This window comes from Yinghuangia sp. YIM S10712 (assembly GCF_051388935.1).
In the GTDB taxonomy this organism is placed as follows: domain Bacteria; phylum Actinomycetota; class Actinomycetes; order Streptomycetales; family Streptomycetaceae; genus Yinghuangia.
In genome coordinates, this window is the sequence record NZ_JBPKBI010000003.1 from 361,029 (window position 1) to 385,039 (window position 24,011).

Genomic DNA, 24,011 nt, shown 5'->3' on the forward strand with positions numbered 1-24,011 from the left:
CGGCTCAGCCCCATGCCCCGGCCGGGGAAACGCCGTAACCGCACCCGCCGTTCCGCCGTGCGTCCAGCGCCCGCCGCAGTCGGTCGTACGCGACGTCGGGCAGCAGCTCCTTCGCCTCCGGCAGCGTGCACCAGCGGGCGCTCAGCGACTCGTGGTCGAGCACGATCGGCGTGTCGGCCGGGATGCTGCCCCCGTCGAACAGAAACTGCGCGACCGGCGCGGCCAAGTGCTCCTCACGCGGATCCGCCCCGCGCCAATCGACGTCCAGCAGCGCCCCGATCGGCAGGTCCAGCCCGGTCTCCTCGGCCAGCTCCCGCCGCGCGCACTCCTTGGGGTCCTCGTCGTCGGAGAGGCAACCGCCCGGCAGCAGCCAAGCCTTGCGGAACGACGCCTCCAAAAGCAGCACCCGCCCGTGTTCGTCGGTCACGAGCACGGCCGAGCCGCTGTAGACGCGGGGCAGTTCGGCGAGCCAGGGGTTGAGCGGAGCCATGGACAAGGGCCTTTCGGGACGACGCAGCGAGCAACCGATTGTCGCCCGGGACACGGGTGTTGGTGTTGTTTTCAGCCGTCTTGCCGGAGCGTTGCCGGTGCCGCGTCACCGGTCGGTCTGGAGACGCCACAGCTCCGCGAACAGGCCGTCCGCCTTGAGGAGTTCGGCGCATGTGCCGCGCTCGACGACACGGCCCCGGTCCATGACGACGATCTCGTCCGCGTGGGCGACGTTCGTAAGGCGGTGGGTGACCAGGACGACCGCGCGATCGGCGGCGTGTTCGCGCAGGCGCGTGAAGATCTTGTGCTCGGTTCGGGGATCGAGGGCGCTCGTGGGTTCGTCGAGCACCAGCAGCGGACTGTCGCGGTAGAACACGCGGGCGAGGTTGATCCGCTGGAACTGGCCGCCGGAGAGCATCGTCCCGCCGATGAACTCCTGGCTGAGAAGCGTGCTCATGCCGCGCGGGAGGGTGGCCGCCACCTCGTCGGCGCCGGAGGCCTCCATCGCGAAGGCGAGGGCCGCGTCGTGGTCGGCGCGCGGCTGGCACAGCGTGACGTTCGCGTGGAACGGCAGCGGCCAGCGCACGACGTCCTGTGTGAGATAGGCGACGTACCGGAAGGCCTCCTCGGGGTCGAGGTCGCGCACGTCGTGGCCGTCCCACGTGACGCGCCCGCCGTCCGCGAGGTAGAGGCCGGTGAGGATGTTCGCCAGCGTCGATTTGCCGGACCCGTTCTCGCCGACCAGTGCGACCACGCGGCCCACCTCGACTTCGAGGTCCACGCCGTCGAGGGCGCGCCGCTTGTCGTCGCTTTCGTCGGTGGCGTACTCGTACGTCACCGCCTCGGCGCGGAACGTGCGCGGGCGGCCGATGACGCGCGTACCGCGCCGCGCGCTCATCCGGTGCCCGCCGGCCTGGGCCAGGAACCGGTCCCAGTCGTCCAGGTAGAGGCCGATCGCGTACATGTCCGTGCCCGCGACGACGATCCCGCCGAGCGACGTGCCGACGGTCCGCAGCGCGATCACCGCGGTGCCGGCGGCGGCGACGCTCATCCGGTCGGTGGCGAGCAGCCAGAACACGGCACCCCACACCAACCCCGCGGCCAGCCCGCCGGCCAACGCCCCGGCCACCGACACCCTCGCCTCGCGCATCGCCGCCGCCTGCACGACGCGCTGCACGCGGTCGCCGACCCGCTCGTACCGGGCCAGCAGATGCGGTGCCAGAGTCGACGAACGCAGTTGGCTCGCCTCCCACTTGTCGGTCAGGTTCCAGCGCAGGACCGCCAGGATGTGACGCTCGTTGCGCGTGGTGACCATCGACTCGTACTCGATCCGCGCCGGCCGCGATGACGTTCTGCGACTGCGACAGCAGCCTGCGCATCTGCTGGACACCCTGCTCGGCGGCCTCGTAGTCGTGCATGAACTGAGGGCGGTCGTACGCCGCCAACTCCGCCTTGGTGGTCGCCTCCAGCAACAGCGCCTCGGCCTTGCGGCTGATCATCGGCACCAACCGCTGGGACAGATACGCCACCGCGATGCCCAGCCCCGCCCGCGCCCCCACCGCCAGCGCCAGCACCACCAGCGCGGGCGCGGCCTCGCGGAGCCGGTCGCCGATGTCCCCGGACGAGATCACCGCCGTGATCGTCGAGGTGGTGGCCATCAGCCCCGCGGCCTCCAGAATCCCCGCCGCCAACTGGCAGACCAGCAGCGCGACAAGCACCCGCCGGTCCGCATCCCAACCCAGCCGCAGCGCCTTCCCCACCAGGTACGGCAGCCGCGCCGCCATCGCCCGCGTGGTGACCTTCGCGACAACGGCGTCGTTCTGGTACCGGCTGTGCCCGACGGCGGCGTAATCGTCGTCGTCATCCGGCGACGCCGCACCCGGGTCCTCGTCGCCGGCGTCCTGCCGCTGCCGCGGAACCGCGCCCGCAGGGCTCCCACCGTTCGGCCCCCCGCTCCCCGTCGTCGCGTCGGCGGCCTCCGTCACCTCGCCCTCGCGCGCGGCTAACGCGGGCGATTCGACGCCTCGTTCCCCATCGGTCGCGGCCCGGTCGGCAGGGGGTCGGTCCATGCGAGTCCTCCTGATCACGGCGTGGGCGAACCTGCTCGACGGCACGCACAGAGCTGGTTGCGTACCGTGGCGCTCGCGTCGGCGCTCGCCATGATCGACCGATCGGATGGCCGCGCGACAGGGCGCACAGAGGCGAAACCCGCGCCAATCAGCCCTCGAACGCACGCTCGACCAACCGTGCCGCTGCCCCGCATGCCTCAGGGCCGCCGGCCCGCGTCCGCCCGACCGCCGACCGCCCTTCAGCGGCGCCAAGGACGCTCGGCGGTGTGCAGGGCATCGAGGATGTCGAGGGGGCGTCCGCGTTCGGCCACGATGACGGGACACGGGAGCTCGCGCGCGGCGCGGGTGAGAAAGGCCGCATTCGCCACCGGCGCGGTGGCCCCGGCCCTGGGCCAACGGCACGCCGCCCGGCGCCCGGGCCGACACCCCGGCGTCGGCCCGATTCCTCCGGGAAGAATCGCCCGGCAGCCCCCGATCGTCCCGTGATCCAGCGTTCTCGCCGACGCGTGTCCTCGGGCCGTGTGGCGCCGAGCTGTCCGATCGCACGACGGCCCCAGGTGTAGCCGCCGCTCCTGCGGACAGCCGCCGCACGAGGTTCGCTCGACACTGGAGGACAAATCGTGATCATCAAGAGGCTGCACAAGATGGGCCTGCGCAGCGAGCACGCCTACACGGCGGCGTTTGCGTCGATCGGTCTGACGTTCGTGTCCTGGCTGACCAGCAGCTCGGCCGAAAACGTCGAGCGTGCGGATCGCTGGGGTATTTTCATCGGCGAGTGGGCCCCGACCTTCTTCGGCCTCGGCTTGGCCCTGGCGCAGTACGAACAGAAGGCCGAGCACGAGCAGCAGGCCGAAGCCAGGAACCCCGCCAGCCGAGAATTCAATTTCGCCTCGCAGTGACCGCACCCCGGCAACTCGGGCGCGTTCGGTTTGCGCGCCGGCGCCCCTCGGCGTAGTCGGCAAAGCGTCGCGGAAGAAGCCCTCAGCCGACGAGCACCGGCCGCAAAGCGGTCATGGCGGTGTCTCACTCCCGCCGCTGTACGCACACCGCCGACCCGTGTGAATCGGCCGGTCTCGGGCAGCCGTGATCGCGCGGGCCGACGGAGGCTCGCCATGTTGGAGGAGGCGTCCATGCGAAGCAAGGCCGCGGTGATGGGCCATCCGATCCATCCGATGCTCATCCCGTTTCCGATCGTCGGCTACACCGGCGCACTCGTCGGTTATGCCATCTACGCCGGAACGGACGACCAGTTCTGGCTCAACTTCGCCATCGTGATGAACATCGTCGGCGTCGGCGGGGCGGTACTCGCGGCACTGCCCGGGCTGGTCGACCTCATGGCAGCCGTCCCGAAGGGCAGCCCCGCCAAGCGTGTCGGCACGACGCACGCCATGCTGAACATCCTCACCCTGGCACTGTTCGCGATCACCCTGGGCGTGTACGCATCCCACTGGGACGGCCCGGCCCGCAGCGCGTCGCTGGGCATCACCCTCGCGGCGATCGGCGTCGCTTCGATGCTCGCGGCCGGTGGCCTCGGCTGGTCACTTGTCCAGGACCACCAGGTGGGTATCCGCACCGCACGCGAACAAGGCGGAGCCGAATGGCAGGCAAGCGCCGCTGCCGCCCGACACCATCGGCGCTGAAACCGTACGACGTCCCGGATGTACGACCTGCGGCTCCCCGACAAAGGCCGCAGGTCGTTTATCAAGCCGCCCAAGGCAGTCAACCCGTGAGCCACGCATGACTCCGCCGTGCGAAAACCGCTCGGTGCCTTTCCAACCGGTTGACGCGCGCCCACCACCACCGCACGAAACACGCACGAAGCACGCACGAAGCACCGACGGGACGTTGCGCGTTGCTAACTGCGCTGGGTGGGGGGTTCCGTGACCTCCTCGCCGAGAGGCGTGAAGCCCAGTGCGGGATGCGGAGTTCCTCGCGCATGGCATCCGAGGTCGCGATGACCGAGCGAAAGTAGCGGTGCTGGGCGGTTTGGAAGGCCCCATCGGAGACCTGTGCGCCGTCGGCCAACAGGTCGCGCAGGTCCCGCACCCGCCGGAACGCATCCACACCGGCCTCGACCACAGCGGGCGGGGCCAGCATGGTGAGGCCGTATCTCTGCTCGAACAGCCCTGTCTCGGAGAACGCGCCGCGTATCGCCCTCCGGCGCTCCTCGGGGGTGTCGTACGCCGCCTCGGCCGCGTACCGCATGTTCTCGACCGCGCGGGCGAGGTGGGACAGATAGGCCACGAAAGTCTCGCGCAGGATCTGGTTCGACTCGGCCTCGCGCGTCTGCTTCCAGCGGCCCCGGTCCACGACGTACGTCGCGACGATGCCCGCGAGGGCTCCGGCAATGGCACTCAACGGCGCGGCCCAGTCCATGGGCCGCGACTCTAGCGGCGCGTGCCGGGCCCCGAGAGTGGCCCGCCGGAGAACCCTGCTGTCCGAGCACCGCACGCCGTCTTTCGCGTCCTCGATGAACTGCGGCAGAGGCGACCTCTCCATCCACCTCCATCCACCGAACCGAAAGCGACCGTGTGATGTGCCGCGCCGTGCGCGTGCACCGGGCCCGCTGGACAGCGACATCAACACGTCCGCTCACGCCCCCGCACCCACCCGCCCCCAAAGCCGGCGGTTGTCGGGACGCGAAAAACCAAATGGCCAGGTCAGACTTTGTCTGACCTGGCCTTTGTCGGAGCCGCCTAAGGGAATCGAACCCTTGACCTACGCATTACGAGTGCGTCGCTCTGGCCGACTGAGCTAAGGCGGCGTTTCCCCGCCGTGGTGGTGGGGACGGCGACAAGCATACACAGGGGTCGGGGTGCTCAATCACAGGTTTTGCCGTCGGGGGGCAGGGCGCCCGTGAGGAGGTAGGTGTCGACGGCCGAGTCGACGCACGTGCTGCCTCGGAGGTAGGCGGTGTGGCCGTCGCCGTCGTAGGTGAGGAGCCGGGCGGAGTCGAGTTGGCCGGCGAGGGCCTGGGACCAGGCGTAGGGGGTGGCCGGGTCGCGGGTGGTGCCGATGACGAGGATGGGGGCGGCGCCCGGGGCGTGAATCTCGTGGGGGCGGCCGGTGGCCGGGATGGGCCAGGTGCCGCAGGCGAGCCCTGCCCACGCGAGGGTGCGGCCGAATGTGGGCGACGCCTGTTCGAATTCGGCGATTTGCGGCCTGACCTGCTCGGGCGTGGTCGCGGACGGGGGGTAGTCGAGGCAGTTGACCGCCGCGTTGGCGTACATGAGGTTGGCGTACTCGCCGTCCGCGCCGCGCTCGTAGTAGGTGTCGCTGAGGTCGAGCAGCAGGCTGCCGTCGCCGCGGAAGGCGGCCTGGAGGGCCAGGGTGAGCCGTGGCCACTGTTCGCTGGTGTAGAGCGGCGACAGGATGCCTGTTGTGGCGATCGACTCGGTGACCTGGCGCTTCGCATCGCCGGGTAGCGGGCGCGCGTCCAGCTCGGCGAGGAACGCCTGGATGCGAGCGAGGGCCGCTTCGCGGGTGGCGCCGAGGTAACAGGAGCCGCCGGCCAGGCAGTCGTCGATGTAGGAGTTCAGCGCGGTCTGGAAGCCGCCGCCCTGCACGCGGTTGGCGACGGCCGCGGTCTGGTTGGGGTCGATGCCGCCGTCCAGCACGAAACGGCCGACCCGGTTGGGGAAGAGCTCGGCGTACACCGCGCCGAGGTATGTCCCGTACGACGCCCCGAAGTACCGGAGCTGTTCCTCGTCCAGCGCCTCGCGGATCTGGTCCATGTCGCGCGCGGCGTCCGCGGTGCCGACGTGGGCGAGCAGGGGCGCGGCGTCGGCCTGGCAGCCGCTGCCGAAGCGGGTGAAGCCGTCGACCAGCGCGGTTTCCTCCGCAGGCGTGTCGGGGGTCTGGTCGAGCTGCGTGTACGCATCCATATCGGCGTCGGAAAGGCATTCCACCGGAGCGCTGCGCCCCACGCCGCGCGGGTCGAACCCGACGATGTCGTAGCGCTCGCGCACGTTCTCGGGGAACGCCGACGCGGCGTAGCGCGCGAACGAGATCCCGGAGCCGCCCGGGCCGCCGGGGTTGACGACGAGCGTGCCGATCCGTTCGCCGCCCTTGGCCTTCGCCCGCAGCAGCGCGATGTCGATCTTCGCGCCGTCGGGGTCGGTGTAGTCGATCGGAACCGACAGCGTGCCGCACTCGTAGGCGCGTCCCTCGGGGCAGTCGCCCCAGTCGATCGACGAGGCACGGGGCATGGGAACGGTGTTCGCGGAGCCGGGAGCCGGTGGAGTCGTGGGGGTCGCCTCGTCGTCCGAGTCGGTGCAGCCCGCCAGCAGACCCGCCAGCAGACCTGCGGTGGCCAGCGCCACGCCGACGCGTCGCCTCACACGTACCAGCCCCTCGTTCGCGCGGCTCTCGGCCACGCATCGGGGCCGACCTGTCGGACGAGCGTAACGGCACGCGCGCGGATCTCCCGCGCCTGCGCACGACACGCACGGGAGCGTCCGGTTTCGGCGTTGCCGCGCGCGTTTACCGGACCAAAGTGATCGCGCGTGACCGCCGGCGGCTCAGGAACACCGCGTGCCGGCAGCCGGCAGTGTGCCGGAGACGAGGTACGCGTTGACCGCGTCGTCGATGCATTCGTTGCCGTGGCCGTACGCGGTGTGCCCCTCCCCGTCGAGAGTGAGCAGCGTCGCGTTCTCGAAGCCCGCCGCCAGGCGCTCCGCGGCCGCGTACGGCGTGGCGGGGTCGCCCGTCGTGCCGACCACGAGGATGGGGTTGCTGCCGGGCGCCTTGACCGCGTGCGGCTTTTCGGTGGTGCGGAACGGCCAGAACTCGCAGCTCGGGTCGTCGAAGTCGGCGGCGGTGACGTCGCGCGAGAACAAGGGCGCCTCGCGGCGCATGCGCTCCAAAGCCTCCTGGACCCGTTGCGGTGACGGCGCCTCGGCCATGCTGTCGGCGCAGCTGATCACCCGGAACGCGTCCATCATGCCGTCGTAGCGGCCGTCCTCGTCGCGTCCGTTGTAGGCGTCGGCATACACCATGAAGGCCGTACCGTCGCCGTCCATCGCCATGTTGAAGGCCTCGCGCAGCGCGGGCCAGCCCTGCTCCGCGTCGCTGTAGAGAAGGCTGATCATGCCGGTCCACCCCAGGTTGGACGTCAGCTCGCGGCCGTCGCCCAGGCGCGTCCGCAGCGGCTCGTCGCGCAGCCCGTCGAGGAAGTCGATGCCGACGAGCGCCGCGCGGTCCGGGTCGGTGCCGAGCGGGCAGCTCGCACGTGTCGCGCAGTCCTGCGCGAAGCGGGTGTACGACTGTTCGAATCCGACCTGTTGCCCGATCGTGTCGTCGAGCGGGTCCGCCGCCGGGTCGACGGCGCCGTCCAGGACGAGGCGGCCGACGCGTGCGGGGAACTCCTCGGCGTACAGCGCGCCGAGGTAGGTGCCGTACGAGTAGCCGAGGTAGTTGAGTTTCTCGTCGCCCAGCAGGGACCGCAGTATGTCCATGTCGCGCGCGACGTTGCGGCTGCCGACGTGCGGCAGCAGCTCGCCGGACTTCTCCTGGCAGCCGGCCACGAACTCCTTGTCGAGGGTGTCCTCGAACTCCTCGGCCTCGGGGTCCTGCGGCTCGGGCCCGTCCTCGGCGTTCATCCGGTCGCGGGCGTCGTCGTCGAGGCAGGACACCGGCGAACTCTCGCCGACACCTCGCGGATCGAAGCCGATGATGTCGAAACTCGCGTGGATCGCGGGGTCGACGTCGACGAAGCTGTTCTTGAGGTAGTCGAGGCCGGACCCCCCGGGACCACCGGGGTTCGTCAGCATCGAGCCGACCCGCGGTCCGGAGCCGTCACTTCGAAGACGCATCACCGATATCCGGATTTCCTTGCCGTCCGGGTCGGCGTAGTCGAGCGGCACCCGGAGCCGGGTGCACTCCAGGTCGCGCTCGTCGCCCTCGGTCTCCGGGTCGTCGTCGCAGGCCGACCACGCCAAATCCTGTGTGTAGAAAGCGGCCAGCTCGGGGTCGTTCGAACCCTTGCCCGCGGAGTCCTTGATCCTGCCGGCCACGCTTCCGCCCGGCCCCGGACTGCATCCGCCGACAAGCGCGGTCGCGACAAGGGCGGCGGGTATCGCGGTCCGCATACGGGCGGCGCGGCGGTTGATGGTCCTCACGCGCCATGACTACCACGTACTGGCGTTCGACGTTCCACCGGCTTGGGACGTCCGTGTGAACGCCGTGCGGGGGTACGGCACCGCACTGACGTGCGACGCAGCGCCAACCGCCGTTTTTCGCCCGGAGATTGACGGTCGGCGAGTGGCGGTCAGGAACTCGTCGCGCGCCGCGTGGCCGTCGCGGTTGCGCCGGCGCCGGCCGTCGTAGGCGCTCCGCTCGGTGAGCCCGACGCCGGAGCGTCGTCGTCGACGAGCGTCGAGTCGGTCACGTTGCGCTCGAAGAACGCGAGTGCGGACGGGAGTTGCCGAGACGTGTCCGACGAGGTGTTCGTCGCGGTCTCGACCACGGTCGGAGATTGCGCGGCGTCCTTGAGGGCCGTGGACGCCTGCCGCCCCGCGGTGTCCGACGCCGTGTCGACCAGCAGGAGGTTCACATCGGGGCGTTGGGCCACCAAGGTGAGCGGTTCCTGCGGCTGACGCACTCCCGCGCCGGTCGGCCACAGCGGCGAACGCAGTGTGGTGCCGCCCGACAGGCTCGCAGCGGTCGCGTAGTACTGCGGGTACTGCAACGCGTACTTCGCGGCGCACAGCCCGCCGGCCTCCTCGCCGAGCAGCGCCCACGACGAGCGGTCGGTCGCGACGCGGAATGTCGCGGCGACCGCCTCGCGCACGTCCTCGTTGTGGAAGGTGGCCATACGCGGTCGGCCGGGGATGTCGCTGCACTCGGTGTCGAGGGCTTCCGGGGTCGACGCCGCGTCCAACTCCGACTGCTGATAGGGCGTCAGCTCAGGGGCCACGACGATGAACGGCGGCAACGTCCCGTCCGCCACCCCGGCGACGAGCTTCGCGAGCAGCCCCGAATCGGTTTCCAGAAGGGAGTTCTCGCCGATGCCGGGGTACGCGGAGTGCACCACGAGGACCGGGAACCGCTTCGTCCGCAGGGCATCGCTCTGGTACTGCGGCGGCAGCCACACCCACACGTCGGCGGTGACTCCCGATCGACGGCCGTCCAGCAGCAGGTGGTTCAGCGTGCCGCCCGAACGGGTGCCCTGCGCCTCGAACTTCTGCGGTGCGAGCGGGCCGAACGTATCCGTCGGACCGGCGGACGGACGCTGCGTGGAGTCCGAACTCATCGCCGCCGCAGGAGCGGTGCCGTCGTTGTCGTCACCGTCGATGCTGTCGTACGCCAGCACCCCCACGGCGCAGGCCACGACCACGAACGCCAACATGACCGCGCCGACGACGAGTTGCGAACGCCGCCTGCGCGCCGGACGCGGCACCGGAGCGGCCCGGTCGGGAGCGATCTCGACGACGTCGGAGGCGACGGCGATCGGAGCGGTGCCGGAAGTGTTCGTTCGGGTGGCACTCGGCGACGCAGCACTCGGCGGCGCGGCAACCGGCTGCCCGGCAACGGGTTTTCCGGCCGCGGTCCTCTCTTCGGCGGGCCGTTCACCGGCAGAGCCGTGGGCGACGGGCTTCCCGAGGAGGGGCCTGTCGGCTGCCGGCTCGGGGGCGGATGGGGCGGATTCCGTCGGGGCGGCCGTCAGCGGAACCGGAGCGGGGGGTCTGCCGGGTGGTGACGGGGGCAGCGTCTTGCCGGTCTCGTCCGTGAAATCGCCTGCCGGAGCCGGTTGTTGCGCCCCCTGGGACGCCGCGCGTCGCGCACGGACGAAGAGGGCGACAGCGAAGCCCAACGTCACCGCGATGAGCAGGCCTTTGAGCGCCTTCCGTGTCACCGGTCGCACCGACTTGCACCGTCCTTGGCAATAGGAAGTAAGCGTTCGGCAGGGGGCGATGGACGCGAGGCGAACACCCGGGGTCCCAGGGCCCACTCCCGGCCGCCGGCTGCCGTGGGAACTCTCCCACGTCGACGCGCCGAACACGGCTCCGGGTTCCCGTCTTCGCCCGTTCGGGCGCCGCCCGCCGCAGAGTGCCGCGCCCACCCGGCGAGCGGCAGACGGGTGATCCGCGTACGGTCAACCGGCCCGCAGGCTCAGCGTCATCGCCTCCACCGCGAGCAGAGGCGCGACGTTCGCGTCGATCGCGCGCCGACACGCGAGAATCGCCTCTATGCGGCGCAACGTGGCCTCCGGCGTCGACGCACGAGCCACGCCCTCCAACGCCGGTCGCATCTCCTCGTTCGCCAACGACACGTCGGCGCCGAACTGCAAGGCGAGCACGTCGCGGTAGAACGCCGCCAAGTCGGTCAGCGCGAGGTCCAGCGAATCCCGCTGGGTGCGCGTCGCCCGCTTCTTCTGACGCCCCTCCAACTCCTTCACCACACCCGCGGTGCCCGACGGCAGACGGCCCCCCGGGCCCGTGGCGCCCAACGCGCTGCGCAACTCCTCGGTCTCGCGCGCGTCGAGGTCCGTCGTGATCTCCTTGGCCTCCGCAGCCGCCGCGTCGACGAGGCGCTGCGCCGCAGCCATGCAACTGCCGATCTCGGCGAGCTGAAGCGGCAGCCGCAGCACCTCGGCCCGCCGCAACCGGGTCTGTTCGTCGGTGGCGAGACGCCTGGCCCGTCCGATGTGACCGCCGGTCGCGCGGGCGGCGTACGCGGCCATCGCCGGGTCGACGCCGTCGCGGCGCGCCAGCATGTCGGCGACGGCGGCGACCGGCGGCGTGCACAGTGCGATGTGGCGGCAGCGGGAGCGGATGGTCGGCAGCGCGTCCTCGACCGAGGGCGCACAGAGCATCCAGACCGTACGCGAGGCGGGCTCCTCGATGGCCTTGAGCAGGACGTTCCCGGCGCCTTCGGTGAGGCGGTCGGCGTCTTCCAGGACGATCACCTGCCACCGTCCGCCCGATGGGGACATCGCGGCGCGGCGTACCAGGTCGCGGGTCTCCTTGACGCCGATCGACAGCAGCTCGGTGCCGACCACGTCGACGTCGGCGTGCGTACCGGTCAGGGACGTGTGGCAGCCGTCGCAGAACCCGCAGCCCGGTTCCGCGCCGAGTGCGAGGTCAGGGCTCACACACTGCAGCGCTGCGGCGAACGCGCGCGCCGCAGTCGACCGGCCGGAACCGGGCGGCCCGGTGAACAGCCAGGCGTGCGTCATACCGCCGGCGGCCTCCCCGGCGAGCACACCCTGCGCGGCCGAAGCAGCGGCGCGCAGTTGGCCGACGACGCGGTCCTGGCCGACCAGGTCGTCCCAGACGGTCACGTGACGCGCTCCTTCTCGGGCTGTACAAGCGGAAACGGAACCGGTCGGCACGCGACGGCTCCGCCCCCGAAGGTACCGGGCGGCACGGACACCAGGCGACGGCGTCGTGTCGCGGCGGAACGGCGACGCCGCCCTCCCCCGACGGGTGAGGGCGGCGTGGTGGCCGCCGCGCGCCCTGCCCGCCGCATCCGTCGCACCGGGCACAACGGCGGGCAGGGCGGCGGCGTCCGTCACCGGCGCAGGTCGCACACCGACCCGCCGTGGCACGCGGAGCGCACCGCCACGGGCTCAGGGCTTGCGTCGCCAGCGGCTGCGGCGCGACGCCTTCCCCTGCTGCTCCTGCTGTTCCTCCTGCGACGGCTCCGGCGCCGACTCCGCGTCCGTCTGCGGCGTCTCTCCGGCACTCCACGAACCGAGGAGGTCGTCGGCGAGCTCACGCCCGTCCCGACCTCCCTCGCCGCGCGGCTCCTGCCCGCTCTGCGGCAGCACCGCGGTTTCGTCGATGCGCACCTTCGGGATCTGCTGCGTGTCGTCCTCGGACCCCGGCGGCGGTTCCTCGACCGGACGCGGCCGGACGATCTCCAGCTCCGCGGTGTCGGGCTCGACGACGGTCACGACCTTCAGCTCGGTGGTGTCCGCCTCGACCGCCGGCACCACCAGCGTCTGCCCCGGGGACGCGGAGTCGGCGGCCGACCGCGCGGCGCCGGTCGGCGTACTCCCGCCGCCACCGCTCGGCGAGTCCGTGTCGTCGTCGTCCCGGTCGTCGTCGGCCTCGGCGGCCAACGCGGCGGCCTCCTTGGCCGCGCGCGCCTGCGCCGCCGCCGCGGCCACGACCGCTCGTGCGGCGTCCGCTTCCGCCGCGCGGCGCTCCTCCTCGGCGAGCCGCAGCGCCTCCTCGGCCTTCTCGCGCTCCTCGGCTCGGCGCTTCGCCTCCTCGGCGCGGCGCGCGGCCTCCTCCCGGCGGCGCTTGATGTCGGCGGCGGCCTCCTCCTCGCGGCGGCGGCGCTCCTCGTCGGCCCGGCGGCGGCGCTCGGCCTCGGCGGCCCGCTCCTGCTCGGCCGCGAGGCGCTCGCGCTCGGCGCGCAGCGCGGTTTCCTCCTCGATCCGGCGCGCCTGCTCCCGGCGGATGCGCTCTTCTTCCTCGGCCTTGATCCGGGCCTCCTCGGCACGCCGAGCGGCCTCTTCCTCCATGCGCTTTTGCTCGGCGGCGCGGCGTGCGGCCTCCTCTTCGAGGCGTACGCGGTCCTCTTCGGCACGCCGTCTGGCCTCCTCGGCCAGCCGCGCCGCCTCGGCGGCGAGGCGCTCCTGCTCCTCGGCACGCCGGCGTACTTCCTCCTCGGCGCGCTGCCGCTCCTCTTCCGCCCTGCGCGCGGCCTCCTCGGCCAGGCGGGCCTGTTCGACGTACCGCTGCCGCTCCTCGCTCTCGGCGCGCAGCCGCGCGATGAGCGCCTGCTTCTCGGCCTCCGCCTGGGCGCGCTCGGCCTTGCGGCGTTCCTCTTCCTCACGCTCGCGCCGGGCAAGCTCCTCGGCCTGGCGCTTCTCCTGTTCGGAGACCGGCAGTTCGCGGTCGAGGCGGTGCCGGATCGTGGTGGTGACGGCGTCCGGCTCCTGAGCGGCGTCGACGACGAGGTAGCGGTCGGGATCGGCCGCGGCCAGGTCGAGGAACGCGCTGCGGACCATGTGGTGGAAGCTCTGCGGCTCGGACTCCAACCGGTCGGGTGCCTCGGTGAAGCGGCTGTGGCCGACCTCGGGGTCGAGGTCGAGCAGGATCGTCAGGTCGGGCTGGAGACCGTCGCTCGCCCACCGGGAGACGCGGGCGATCTCGCGCGTGCCGAGCTCGCGGCCCGCGCCCTGGTACGCGATGGACGAGTCGATGTACCGGTCGGTGATGACGATCGCACCACGCTCCAGGGCGGGCCGGATCACCGTTGCGACGTGCTCGGCGCGGTCGGCGGCGTACAGCAGCGCCTCGGCACGAGGGTCGATCCCGGTGTTGTTGATGTCGAGGAGCATCGCGCGCAGCCGCTTGCCGACCTCGGTCGCACCGGGCTCGCGGGTCACCACGACTTCGTGGCCCTTGCTGCGGATCCACGACGCCAGCGCCTCGACCTGCGTGGACTTGCCGACGCCCTCGCCGCCTTCGAGGGAGATGAAGTAGCCGGGGGCCTGCTTGGGGCGGCCGCCGACGCGGTCGGTGTCGCGGGCGGAGTCGACGAGGTCGCGCACGAGCGGGGTGCCGCGCCGGTCGTCGACGGCGCGCAGGGTCAGGAGCCCCAGCAGCGCGACGAGCACGCCGGCCCCCATCAGGGTCAGTGCGGAACCGTTGTACGTGAACACGTAGCGGTCGACCGTCCACGTGTGCAGGCCCAGCGAACCCGCGACCAGCGAACCGGCGGCGAGACCGACGAGCAGCATCACGCGTACCGCGGCCTGCACGAACGCGAAAGCACGCGGGCGCAGTTCCTCCCCGACCTCCAGGCCGAACAACGTGTAGCCGGTGACCCACGCGACCCCGCTCAGCACGCCGAGCAGCGCGGTGAGCAGCACGGTGACGACGACGTTGGGGAACGCGCCGGTCAGCGCCAGGGTCAGCCCGGCTGAGATGACGGTGAGGCCGAAGAACCGGCGGCGGCTGAACGACGGAAGCACGCGCGGGCCGCACATCAGCCCGACCGCGACACCCGCGAGCAGCGTCAGGAACACCGTGCCGTACGCCGCGTTTCCGGCGCCGAGCTCGGCGGTGTAGAGGGGCACCAGGCCGACCAGGACGCCGCCGCCGAGGAACAGCGCGAGAAGGCCGAGAGCCAGGCCGCGGGCGGTCCGCGAGTGCCCGAACACCCGCGGCGCGTCGGCGAGCACCGTCACCGGGTTGGCGCGCCGCGTGCCGCCCGACCGGCCCCGCGTCGGCATGCGCAGCAGGTAGACGAGGACCGCCGACACCAGATGGACCGCAGCCGTGACGAACAACGCGAGGTCGGACGGGTGCTTGTCGAACGTCTCGAACGACGGGGCGAGCAGTTGCGTGACGAGCGCGAGCGCGACGAACAACGCCGCCGCGACCGGGGCCGCCGCGTAGCCGGTGACGAGGTTGAACTGCGCGGCGGTGGCCAGGCGTTGACGCGGCACCAGATTGGGCACCGTGGCGTCGCGCGCGGGACCCCAGAATGCGCCCGCGATGCCGCCGAGAGCGGTCGCGGCAAGGATCCACCACAGTTCGTCGACGAACGGCACCGACGCGACGAGTCCGAAGCGGACGATGTCGCAGACGGCCATCGTCCAGCGCCGGTCGAGGTGGTCGACGATCTGCGCGGCGAGCGGCGCGACCAGCGCCGCGGGCAGCAGCCGCAGCACGAAGACCGCCGCCACGGCCGCCGCGTAGTCGAGGTAGTCGCCGTCGACCGTCCACAGCGCGGCCGAGGTCAGCGCGAGCAGGCCGAGCCAGTCCGCGAGTGTGGACGCTGCGACGGCGGTCCAGAAGCGCCGGTACGGAGCGATCTTGAGAACTCCCCCGATACCGGTGACGGGTTCCGGGGTCCGGGGCGGTATGACCGCCTCGGACTTGTGCTGCTCGGCGTGCGTCATGCGCTCAACCCTAGCCGTGTGTCGGGGCGGGGAAACGACGTTCTTTTCGGCGATTTCAGGGGCGCTCGGGGCCACATCGGACACCCGGGTGCCCCTGACGTGCGCAGTCGCCGACGGGCCGTCGGACTTGTGTCCGACGGCCCATCCGATCGTGCGACTCAGGTGGCCTTCTTCGCCGGTGCCTTCTTGCTCGCTGCGGTCTTCCTCGCGGGTGCCTTCTTGGCCGGAGCCTTCTTCGCGGCGGCCCGCTTCTTGGGCGCGGGGCCCTGCGCGCGCCTCTCGGCGAGCAGCTCGTAGGCACGCTCAGGGGTGATCGTGTCGACGCTGTCGCCGACGCGGATCGTCGCGTTGGTCTCGCCGTCGGTCACGTACGGGCCGAACCGCCCGTCCTTGACCACGACCGGCTGCCCGCTCACCGGGTCGTTGCCCAGCTCCTTCAGCGGGGGTTTGGCCGCCGTGCGACCGCGCTTCTTCGGCTGCGCGTAGATGGCCAGTGCCTCGTCGAGGGTGACGGTGAACAACTGGTCCTCGTTTTCGAGCGACCGCGAGTCGGTCCCCTTCTTGAGGTAGGGGCCGAAGCGGCCATTCTGCGCGGTGATCTCCTCGCCGCTCTGCGGGTCGACTCCGACCACGCGCGGCAGCGAGAACAGCTTGAGGGCGTCCTCCAGCGTCACCGTGTCCAGCGACATCGACTTGAGCAGCGACGCGGTACGCGGCTTCGGGCCCTTGGCCGCGGCCTTCTTGGCCGTCTTCTTGGCGGTCTTCCTCGCGGGCGCCTTCTTCGCCGTGCCGGCGGTCTTCTCCGGGGCCTCGTCCGCCGCGGGCTCCGGCTCGGCGGCCGGTGCCTCGGGCTCGGGCAGCACCTCGGTGACGTACGGCCCGTAGCGGCCGTGCTTGGCCACGATGAGGTGGCCGCTCGCCGGGTCGGTGCCGAGCACGTAGTCGTCGGTCGGCTTGTCGAGCAGTTCCTCAGCCTTCTCGACGGTGAGCTCGTCGGGCGGCAGGTCCGAGGGCACGTCCGCGCGTTTGTCGCCCCGCTCGACGTACGGCCCGTAGCGGCCCACGCGCAGCACGATGCCGTCGCCGACCGGGAAGGAGTTGACCTCGCGGGCGTCGATCGCGCCGAGGTCGGTCACCAAGGCCTTGAGGCCTTCGAGGTGGTCGCCGCCGTCAGGGGTGTCCTCGCCGAAGTAGAACCGGCGCAGCCACGGCACGGACTCGGTCTCGCCGCGGGCGATCCGGTCGAGATCGTCCTCCATCTTGGCGGTGAAGTCGTAGTCGACCAGGCGCCCGAAGTGGTTCTCCAGCAGGCCGACGACGGCGAACGCGATGAAGGAGGGGACCAGCGCGGTGCCCTTCTTGAAGACGTACCCGCGGTCGAGGATCGTGCCGATGATCGACGCGTAGGTCGACGGGCGGCCGATCTCGCGCTCCTCCAACTCCTTGACCAGCGACGCCTCGGTGTAGCGGGCCGGCGGCTTGGTGGCGTGGCCCTCGGGGGTCAGCTCGGTCGCGGTGAGCGGGTCGCCCTCCTCGACCATCGGGAGGCGGCGTTCGCGGTCGTCGAGCTCGGCGTCGGGGTCGTCGGAGCCCTCGACGTAGGCCTTCAGGAAGCCGTGGAACGTGATGATCTTGCCGGACGCGGTGAACTCGGCGTCGCGCCCCGGGAGGTTCTCCGCCTCGGCCGCCGTTCCGCCGATGCGGACGGTGACGGACTGGCCGACGGCGTCCTTCATCTGGGACGCGACGGTGCGCATCCAGATCAGCTCGTACAAGCGGAACTGGTCGCCGGTGAGGCCGGTCTCCGCCGGGGTCCGGAAGCGGTCGCCGGAGGGGCGGATCGCCTCGTGTGCCTCCTGGGCGTTCTTGACCTTGCCGGCGTACGACCGAGGCGCGTCCGGGAGATATTCGGCGCCGTACAGCTCCCGCACCTGGGCCCGGGCTGCGGTGACGGCGGTGTCGGACAGCGTCGTGGAGTCCGTGCGCATGTAGGTGATGAAGCCGTTCTCGTACAGCTTCTGCGCCACCTGCATGGTCGCCTTGGCGCCGAGGCCCAGCTTGCGCGAGGCCTCCTGTTGGAGCGTCGTGGTACGGAACGGCGCGTACGGCGAGCGGCGGTACGGCTTGCGCTCGACCGCGCGCACCGCGAACGCCGCTGACCCGAGCGCCGCGGCGAGGGCACGGGCTCCGACCTCGTCGACATGCAGGACGTCGCGGTTCCTCAGCTGCCCGTCGGGGCCGAAGTCGCGGCCCGTCGCGACACGCTTGCCGTCGAGGCCCACCAGGCGGGCGTTGACCGTGCGCGGGTCGGTGGCGTCGCCGGCGCGCCCGGTGTCGAACGTGCCGAGGACGTCCCAATAAGAAGCGGAGCGGAAGGCCCGGCGCTCGCGCTCGCGCTCGACAACCAGGCGAGTCGCCACAGACTGCACGCGGCCCGCCGAAAGCTTGGGGCCGACCTTCTTCCACAGGACCGGCGAGACCTCGTAGCCGTAGAGCCGGTCCAGGATGCGCCGCGTCTCCTGCGCGTCGACCAGGCGCTGGTTCAGCTCGCGCGGGTTGGCGACCGCGGACTGGATGGCGTCCTTGGTGATCTCGTGGAAGACCATCCGGCGGACCGGGACCTTCGGCTGGAGGACTTCCTGGAGGTGCCACGCGATGGCCTCCCCCTCGCGGTCCTCGTCCGTCGCGAGGAAGAGCTCGTCGGCGTCCTTCAGGAGCTTCTTGAGTTTGGCGACCTGCTGGCGCTTGTCGGTGTTGACGACATAGATCGGCTCGAAGTCGGCGTCGACGTTGACCCCGAGGCGGGCCCAGGACTGGCCCTCGTACGCGGCCGGGACCTCGGCGGCGCCGTTCGGAAGGTCGCGGATGTGACCCACGCTGGCCTCGACCACGTAGCCGGGCCCGAGGTAGCCCTTGATCGTCTTCGCCTTGGCGGGCGACTCGACGATGACGAGTCGACTGCCTTCGCGCGCGGTCTCGCTGCTCGGGGACACCTTCGCTCTTCTCTCCAGGTCGCTGCTGCGGCGTTGCGGGACGGCGGAAGCCGTCGGGGACGGTAGCTGTCGTGTGGCGGAGTGTGACCGTATCTCAGCCCCCGATGTCAAACCGGCCCTGCCCGGTATACGACACAGAGCGCCCCGACGCCACTGGAACGGTAACGCGCAGCCGACGGTTCCCGCTTCCCGGGCCGTCAACCATCCGCCTCACGAGGGGTACCAAGGGGATATTTCGGACGGGTTTGACGTACTTCTTGTCCCCTACGTAGGGATTTACCCGGTGATGCCGAAGCCTCCCACGGGTTCCGCTGCGCGATCGGGCCAATGCACGCCGTAACCGCCGCAGAGCGCGGGGTGACCGCCGTTACACACCGGCCGGGTCGTCGGGGAACAGCAGGAAGCCGTCGGCGACCAGCGAGCGCAGCGATTGCGGAACCGCGTCGCGCAGCGCCGTCCGGTCCTCCCCGAGCAATTCGGCGATGGCGTCAACGATCGCTCCGGCCGTCAGCCGTCCGTCGCTCGCCCCCGCGAGCGCCGCTCCGACGGTGTCCACGCGGTCGGCACGGCACATGCCGCGCTGTCGGCGCAGGACGACGTATTCGGGGTCCTCCGCACCGGGCTGCCCGGTTTGCTCCTGGAGCACGTCGGACGCCAGCCGGAAAGCGGTCTCCAGCAGCGCCGCGTCGTCGTGCTCGCGCAATGCCTGCCGCCGCCGGAACCACGCTGCGATTTCGGCGCCCAGCGGCTGCTCGACGGCGTGCGGCCACTCCTCGATGTGCACGGTCGTATCGGCGCTGTCGGTGCGGCGGATGCTGATCCAGCCGAACCCGACGCCCTCGACGCCGTCCTGCTCGAACGCCTCCAGCCAGGCGTCGTACCGGGCCGCGTAATCGGAGTTGTGGTGGTCGCCGGAGTCGCGCAGCCACAACTCGGCGTACTGCGCGGGGTCCTGCACCTCCCGCTGCACCACCCAGGCGTCGAAGCCGCTTTGCGGCAGCCACTCGCGGATCCGTTCCTTCCAGTCCTGGCCTTTGACGTGCTGCCAGTTGGCCAGGAGCTGGCAGGTGCCGCCCGGGGCCAGGTGCCCGGGGACGAGGCCGACCAGGTGCGCGCACAACTGGTCGCCCTGGAGCCCCCCGTCGCGGTACGTGTAGCGGCTGTTCGGCGAGATGACGAACGGCGGATTCGACACGATGAGATCGAACCGCTCCTCCTCGACAGGCTCGAACAGGCTGCCTTCGGCCAGCCCGACGTTGGCGACACCGGACAGCGCCATCGTCAACCGGGTCAGGTCGAGCGCGCGCCGGTTGACGTCGGTCGCCGTCACCGACCGCGCGTGCCGCGAGGCGTGCAGCGCCTGTACGCCGCAGCCGGTCCCCAGGTCCAAGGCACGGTCAACCGGGTCGCGCACGGTGATGCCGGCCAGCGTGGTCGACGCGCCCCCGATGCCGAGCACGTGGTCGGGGCGCACCGGGCCGGTGACGCCGCCGATGCCGCTGCCGAGGTCGGAGACGACCCACCAGTCGGTGTCCGCCTCGCCGTACGGCCGGATGTCGAGCAGCGCGCGCACCTCGTCGCCGTCGCGGACCACCAGGCCACCCGCGATCGCCTCGTCGAGCGGCAGCGCCGCGAGCGCCTGCGCGTACGGCACCGGTGATTGCAGCAGGAACAGCCGGATCAGCGTCGCGAGCGGGCCGCCGTCGCCGCGCAGGGCCCGCAGCGCCGGTACGACCTCGCTGCGGGAGAGAGCGCCGTACGCCTGCCGTCCGAGCGCGTCGAGGCAGCCGTCGACGGTGTAGTCCGCGGCGCCGAGCGCGTCACGCAGCCGGGCCACCTGGGAGGAGTCGTGCATGGTCACGGGGTCCATCCTGCCCTCTCGCGATGCCGACGCGGGTGACGCACGGCCCGGCCGCGGCAGTTCACGACTCGGACGGGTCCGCGCTCGGCGAAGACGAGTCGGAAGCGGTGGCCGACGGTCGTTCCGAGTCGTCCGGTGCGGCCGAACCGGAGCCGGTCGACGAGGGCGACGCGGACCCCGAGGCGCTCGACGAAGGCGATGCCGACCCGGAGGGCGCCGCCACCGGAGACCCGGAAGCGGAAGGCGCCGTTTCGGAAGGCGTCGGCGCGGGCGGGGTCGACGGAGGCGGGGCGGACGCCGAGCCGACACAACCGGGGACCGCGGCGAGTGCCTGGCCGAGCCGGCCGGTGTGCAGCTTGTCCAGCGCGGCGTGCGAACTGGTCACGGAACCGGTGATCTTGGGCTGCAGCGCACGCAAGCCGTCCGCGAACGCCTTCTGGTCGTTGGTGGCCAGCGCCTCCAATTCGGCCTTGGCGGCGTTCCACCCCTGCGCGTTCGCACGCAACTCGTCGCCCAACAGCAGGACTTGCTCCTCGGCGTCCTTCACCTTCGGGTCCCCGGCGACTTGGAGGGCGGAGGCGAACGCACTGTTGGCGTCGGCGAGTTTGGTGAAATCGCCGACCAGCCGCGCCTTGAGCGCCTCGGGTGTCTCGCCCGGTATGACCAGGGATATATCGTTGAGCGCCACCTGCGACGCGTCGATTTTGCCGGTGACTTCCTCCCCACAGACCTTGGCGGCCCACGCGGCCAGTGCCTTCTTGTCTCCGTCTCCGCCGCCGTCACCGCCGCAGGCCGCCGTCAGCGCGAGCACCGCGGCGACCGCGGCAGCCGTCGGGAGTTTCACCGGTATCTTCCGTACCACGCTTCGTCTCCGTGTTCCGCTCGTGGGAAGTCCGAAGCGTGGCACACGGAACGGACGGAGGGCGACGCGGTCTCCCGCGTCGCCCTCCGGTCACCGCACCCAGCGGAGTGTCAACCACCCACCGGCTCCGCCTCCTTGGGCTCCTTGGGCTCGTTGTTCGGCGTGCCGACCGCGATCGACTTGCGCTTGCTGTACCAGACGGCGCCGATGACGACCACGACCGCCAGCACCGCGATCGCCGCGCGCAGGGCCCCACTGGCGTCCTCGCCGATGGTCAGCTTGACGACCGCGGGGGCGATCAGCAGGGCGACGAGGTTCATGACCTTCAGCAACGGGTTGATCGCCGGACCCGCCGTGTCCTTGAACGGGTCGCCGACGGTGTCGCCGATGACGGTTGCGGCGTGCGCTTCGGTGCCCTTGCCGCCGTAGGTCCCGTCCTCGACCGTCTTCTTGGCGTTGTCCCACGCGCCGCCGGAGTTCGCCAGGAACACCGCCATCAGCGTGCCCGCGCCGATCGCGCCGGCGAGGAACGCGCCGAGCGGCGCGATGCCGAGCGCGAACCCGACCGCGATCGGTGCCATCACCGCCAACAGGCCGGGCGTGGCCAGTTCGCGCAGCGAGTCGCGGGTGCAGATGTCCACGACCCGTCCGTACTCCGGTTGTTGCGAGCCGTCCATGATGCCCGGCTTGGTACGGAACTGCTCGCGCACCTCGAAGACCACCGCGCCTGCGGCCCGCGAGACCGCGTTGATGGCCAGGCCGCTGAACAGGAAGACGACCGCGGCGCCCAGGATGATGCCGAACAGGTTGTTCGGCTGGGAGATGTCGAGATTGAACGACAACGCCTCAAGCCGCGACATGCCCGCGTTGGCCTGTTCGCCGACTTCGACCCGTGCGGTCTCCACGGCGTCGCGGTACGACCCGTACAACGCGGTCGCGGCGAGCACCGCGGTCGCGATCGCGATGCCCTTGGTGATGGCCTTGGTGGTGTTGCCGACCGCGTCGAGGTCGGTGAGCACCTGGGCGCCCTCGCCCTGCACGTCGCCGGACATCTCGGCAATGCCCTGGGCGTTGTCCGAGACCGGACCGAACGTGTCCATCGCGACGATGACACCGACCGTGGTGAGCAGCCCGGTGCCGGCGAGCGCCACGGCGAACAGCGCGAGCATGATGATGCCGCCGCCCAGCAGATAGGCGCCGTAGACCGCGACACCGATCAGGACCGCCGCGTACACCGCGGACTCCAGGCCGAGCGAGATCCCCGACAGGATCACCGTGGCCGGGCCGGTCAGCGACGTCTTGACGACGTCCTTGACCGGGCGCCGCGACGTCTCGGTGAAGTAGCCGGTCAACTGTTGGATCACTGCGGCCAGCACGATGCCGATGAGCACCGCCACCAGGGCGAACACCCTCGGATCGCCGGAGTGGTCAAGGATCGCCCGACCGGTCTCGGTAGTCGCCGACAGACCGTCGAGCTCGGAGAACTTGTCGGGCAGGTACGCGAACGCGGCGATCCCGACGAGCACGAGCGAGATGACCGCGGACAGGAAGAACCCGCGGTTGATCGCGGTCATCCCGCTGCGGTCCCCCCGGCGCGGCGACACGGCGTAGATGCCGATGACCGCCGTGATCACGCCGATCGCCGGGACCATCAGCGGGAACACCAGCCCGGCGTCGCCGAACGCCGCCTTGCCCAGAATGAGCGCGGCGACAAGCGTGACGGCGTACGACTCGAACAGGTCGGCCGCCATGCCCGCACAGTCGCCGACGTTGTCGCCCACGTTGTCGGCGATGGTCGCGGCGTTGCGCGGGTCGTCCTCCGGGATGCCCTGCTCGACCTTGCCGACCAGGTCGGCGCCGACGTCGGCGGCCTTGGTGAAGATGCCCCCGCCGACACGCATGAACATCGCGAGAAGTGCGGCGCCGAAGCCGAAGCCCTCCAGGACCTTCGGGGCGTCCTCGCGGTAGATGATCACCACGAGGGCCGCGCCGAACAGGCCCAAGCCGACAGTGAACATGCCGGCCACGCCGCCGGTGCGGAAGGCGATCCGCATCGCGGTGTGCGCGGCCTCCGGCCCGGACCCGCCGGCCCGTGCTGCGGCGGCCACGCGCACATTGCTGCGTACCGCGAGCCACATGCCGGTATAGCCGGTGACGGCGGAGAAGACCGCTCCGACGAGGAAGAAGACAGAGCGGCCGATGCGTTCGTCCCAGCCGTCAGCCGGGAGAAGAAGCAGCAGGAAGAAGACCCCGACGGCGAAAAGCCCCAGGGTGCGGAACTGTCGGGCGAGATACGCCGCGGCGCCTTCCTGGACCGCGCCGGCGATGCGCTTCATGCTCTCGGTGCCCTCGTCGGCGGCGAGCACCTGGCGTACCAGGGCCGCTGCCACGCCGAGGGCGGCGAGCGCAATGACCGCGACCACCACGACGTACGTCAGATCGCTTCCGGCGACCTCGGCGGTCCCGGGTGCTGCGGAAACGGTGGCAAGTTCGGTGAGTTGGAGCCCGGACATGCGTCCTCCATCGCGAGGGATGTTTCGGACTGGCTGCTCAGACGGGCGCTAGACGATCTTTTACGACGTGAATGGAGTGTATGCAAATGATCAAGAACACACCACGGTATTCACCATGATCATATATAAATATGCATAAAATACTCGCGCATTGCCGTGATTCGGGCAATCATCGAAAACAGGTTCCAGCGCTCTGAAAGCACGTCTGAGAACGGGATATGAACCGGCGCCGGGCGCCCGAACAACCGGAACGACTCCGGAACACGGCAGAAGAGAGCACAGGAACACACAAGAACGGCGGGGCGCCCGTTTTCGGGCGGCCCCCCTTTCTCCCCCCCAAAGCCCGCCGATCCGGGTCC

At 71.1% G+C, this 24,011-nt stretch carries 16 protein-coding genes and 1 tRNA gene; 3 read left to right on the forward strand and 14 right to left on the reverse strand.

Features of this window, described 5'->3' with window-relative positions:
- Positions 1-4: 4 nt before the first annotated feature.
- Together ACRX5W_RS11055 and ACRX5W_RS11060 are read right to left on the reverse strand one after the other, a co-directional pair.
- On the reverse strand, positions 5-490 hold the full coding sequence (locus tag ACRX5W_RS11055) for an NUDIX domain-containing protein (RefSeq protein ID WP_436787849.1): 486 nt from the start codon (positions 488-490) through the stop codon (positions 5-7).
- 105 nt (positions 491-595) lie between these two features.
- Positions 596-1,804 (reverse strand): ATP-binding cassette domain-containing protein, encoded by a 1,209-nt coding sequence (locus ACRX5W_RS11060; RefSeq protein WP_436787850.1) that lies wholly within the window; start codon positions 1,802-1,804, stop codon positions 596-598.
- A 140-nt stretch (positions 1,805-1,944) separates the two neighbouring features.
- Here ACRX5W_RS11060 and ACRX5W_RS11065 point away from each other — a divergent pair, with 140 nt between their 5' ends.
- The 3 genes from ACRX5W_RS11065 (at position 1,945) to ACRX5W_RS11075 (ending at position 4,198) form a co-directional block, all read left to right on the forward strand.
- A complete protein-coding gene (locus ACRX5W_RS11065) occupies positions 1,945-2,340 on the forward strand; it encodes a hypothetical protein (RefSeq protein ID WP_436787851.1) in 396 nt (131 codons plus the stop codon).
- An 838-nt stretch (positions 2,341-3,178) separates the two neighbouring features.
- Positions 3,179-3,457, forward strand: a complete 279-nt coding sequence (locus ACRX5W_RS11070) for a hypothetical protein (protein WP_436787852.1) — start codon at positions 3,179-3,181, stop codon at positions 3,455-3,457.
- A gap of 231 nt (positions 3,458-3,688) precedes the next feature.
- On the forward strand, positions 3,689-4,198 hold the full coding sequence (locus tag ACRX5W_RS11075; protein ID WP_436787853.1) for a DUF2231 domain-containing protein: 510 nt from the start codon (positions 3,689-3,691) through the stop codon (positions 4,196-4,198).
- Positions 4,199-4,277: 79 nt separating this feature from the next.
- Here the strand turns inward: ACRX5W_RS11075 and ACRX5W_RS11080 are convergent, their stop codons facing one another.
- The 12 genes from ACRX5W_RS11080 to ACRX5W_RS11135 all read right to left on the reverse strand — a co-directional run.
- Positions 4,278-4,934: a hypothetical protein gene (locus ACRX5W_RS11080; protein ID WP_436787854.1), complete on the reverse strand. Its 657-nt coding sequence runs from the start codon at positions 4,932-4,934 to the stop codon at positions 4,278-4,280.
- Between the two features lie 314 nt (positions 4,935-5,248).
- Positions 5,249-5,322 (reverse strand) — tRNA-Thr (locus ACRX5W_RS11085).
- A 55-nt stretch (positions 5,323-5,377) separates the two neighbouring features.
- Positions 5,378-6,907 (reverse strand): alpha/beta hydrolase, encoded by a 1,530-nt coding sequence (locus tag ACRX5W_RS11090; RefSeq protein ID WP_436788043.1) that lies wholly within the window; start codon positions 6,905-6,907, stop codon positions 5,378-5,380.
- Positions 6,908-7,078: 171 nt separating this feature from the next.
- On the reverse strand, positions 7,079-8,677 hold the full coding sequence (locus ACRX5W_RS11095) for an alpha/beta hydrolase (RefSeq protein WP_436787855.1): 1,599 nt from the start codon (positions 8,675-8,677) through the stop codon (positions 7,079-7,081).
- A gap of 149 nt (positions 8,678-8,826) precedes the next feature.
- Entirely contained in the window at positions 8,827-10,422 is a 1,596-nt protein-coding gene (locus ACRX5W_RS11100; protein ID WP_436787856.1) for an alpha/beta hydrolase, read from the reverse strand.
- 231 nt (positions 10,423-10,653) lie between these two features.
- Positions 10,654-11,841: a DNA polymerase III subunit delta' gene (locus ACRX5W_RS11105; protein ID WP_436787857.1), complete on the reverse strand. Its 1,188-nt coding sequence runs from the start codon at positions 11,839-11,841 to the stop codon at positions 10,654-10,656.
- 288 nt (positions 11,842-12,129) lie between these two features.
- Positions 12,130-15,423 (reverse strand): dTMP kinase, encoded by a 3,294-nt coding sequence (gene tmk, locus ACRX5W_RS11110; RefSeq protein WP_436787858.1) that lies wholly within the window; start codon positions 15,421-15,423, stop codon positions 12,130-12,132.
- Positions 15,424-15,581: 158 nt separating this feature from the next.
- Positions 15,582-18,416 carry a type I DNA topoisomerase gene (topA, locus tag ACRX5W_RS11115; protein ID WP_436787859.1) on the reverse strand — a complete coding sequence of 945 codons (2,835 nt, stop codon included), beginning with the start codon at positions 18,414-18,416 and terminating at the stop codon, positions 15,582-15,584.
- Between the two features lie 367 nt (positions 18,417-18,783).
- Positions 18,784-20,286, reverse strand: a complete 1,503-nt coding sequence (locus ACRX5W_RS11120) for a DUF7059 domain-containing protein (protein WP_436787860.1) — start codon at positions 20,284-20,286, stop codon at positions 18,784-18,786.
- A 52-nt stretch (positions 20,287-20,338) separates the two neighbouring features.
- The gene (locus tag ACRX5W_RS11125) at positions 20,339-21,139 is read right to left on the reverse strand and encodes a hypothetical protein (RefSeq protein ID WP_436787861.1); all 801 of its coding nucleotides are present in this window, start codon (positions 21,137-21,139) and stop codon (positions 20,339-20,341) included.
- Positions 21,140-21,249: 110 nt separating this feature from the next.
- Complete coding sequence (locus ACRX5W_RS11130) at positions 21,250-23,652, reverse strand: sodium-translocating pyrophosphatase (protein WP_436787862.1); 2,403 nt, start codon at positions 23,650-23,652, stop codon at positions 21,250-21,252.
- Between the two features lie 119 nt (positions 23,653-23,771).
- Positions 23,772-24,011, reverse strand: a 240-nt coding sequence (locus tag ACRX5W_RS11135) for a hypothetical protein (RefSeq protein ID WP_436787863.1), incomplete at its 5' end; no start/stop codon positions are given.

Bases quoted from the DNA above. Each gene is read 5' to 3' on its own strand.
- ACRX5W_RS11060 (WP_436787850.1), bottom strand. From the start codon at position 1,804: ATGGTCACCACGCGCAACGAGCGTCACATCCTGGCGGTCCTGCGCTGG.
- ACRX5W_RS11120 (WP_436787860.1), bottom strand. From the start codon at position 20,286: ATGGACCCCGTGACCATGCACGACTCCTCCCAGGTGGCCCGGCTGCGT.
- ACRX5W_RS11130 (WP_436787862.1), bottom strand. From the start codon at position 23,652: ATGTCCGGGCTCCAACTCACCGAACTTGCCACCGTTTCCGCAGCACCC.
- tmk (WP_436787858.1), bottom strand. From the start codon at position 15,423: ATGACGCACGCCGAGCAGCACAAGTCCGAGGCGGTCATACCGCCCCGG.
- ACRX5W_RS11075 (WP_436787853.1), top strand. From the start codon at position 3,689: ATGCGAAGCAAGGCCGCGGTGATGGGCCATCCGATCCATCCGATGCTC.
- ACRX5W_RS11055 (WP_436787849.1), bottom strand. From the start codon at position 490: ATGGCTCCGCTCAACCCCTGGCTCGCCGAACTGCCCCGCGTCTACAGC.
- ACRX5W_RS11080 (WP_436787854.1), bottom strand. From the start codon at position 4,934: ATGGACTGGGCCGCGCCGTTGAGTGCCATTGCCGGAGCCCTCGCGGGC.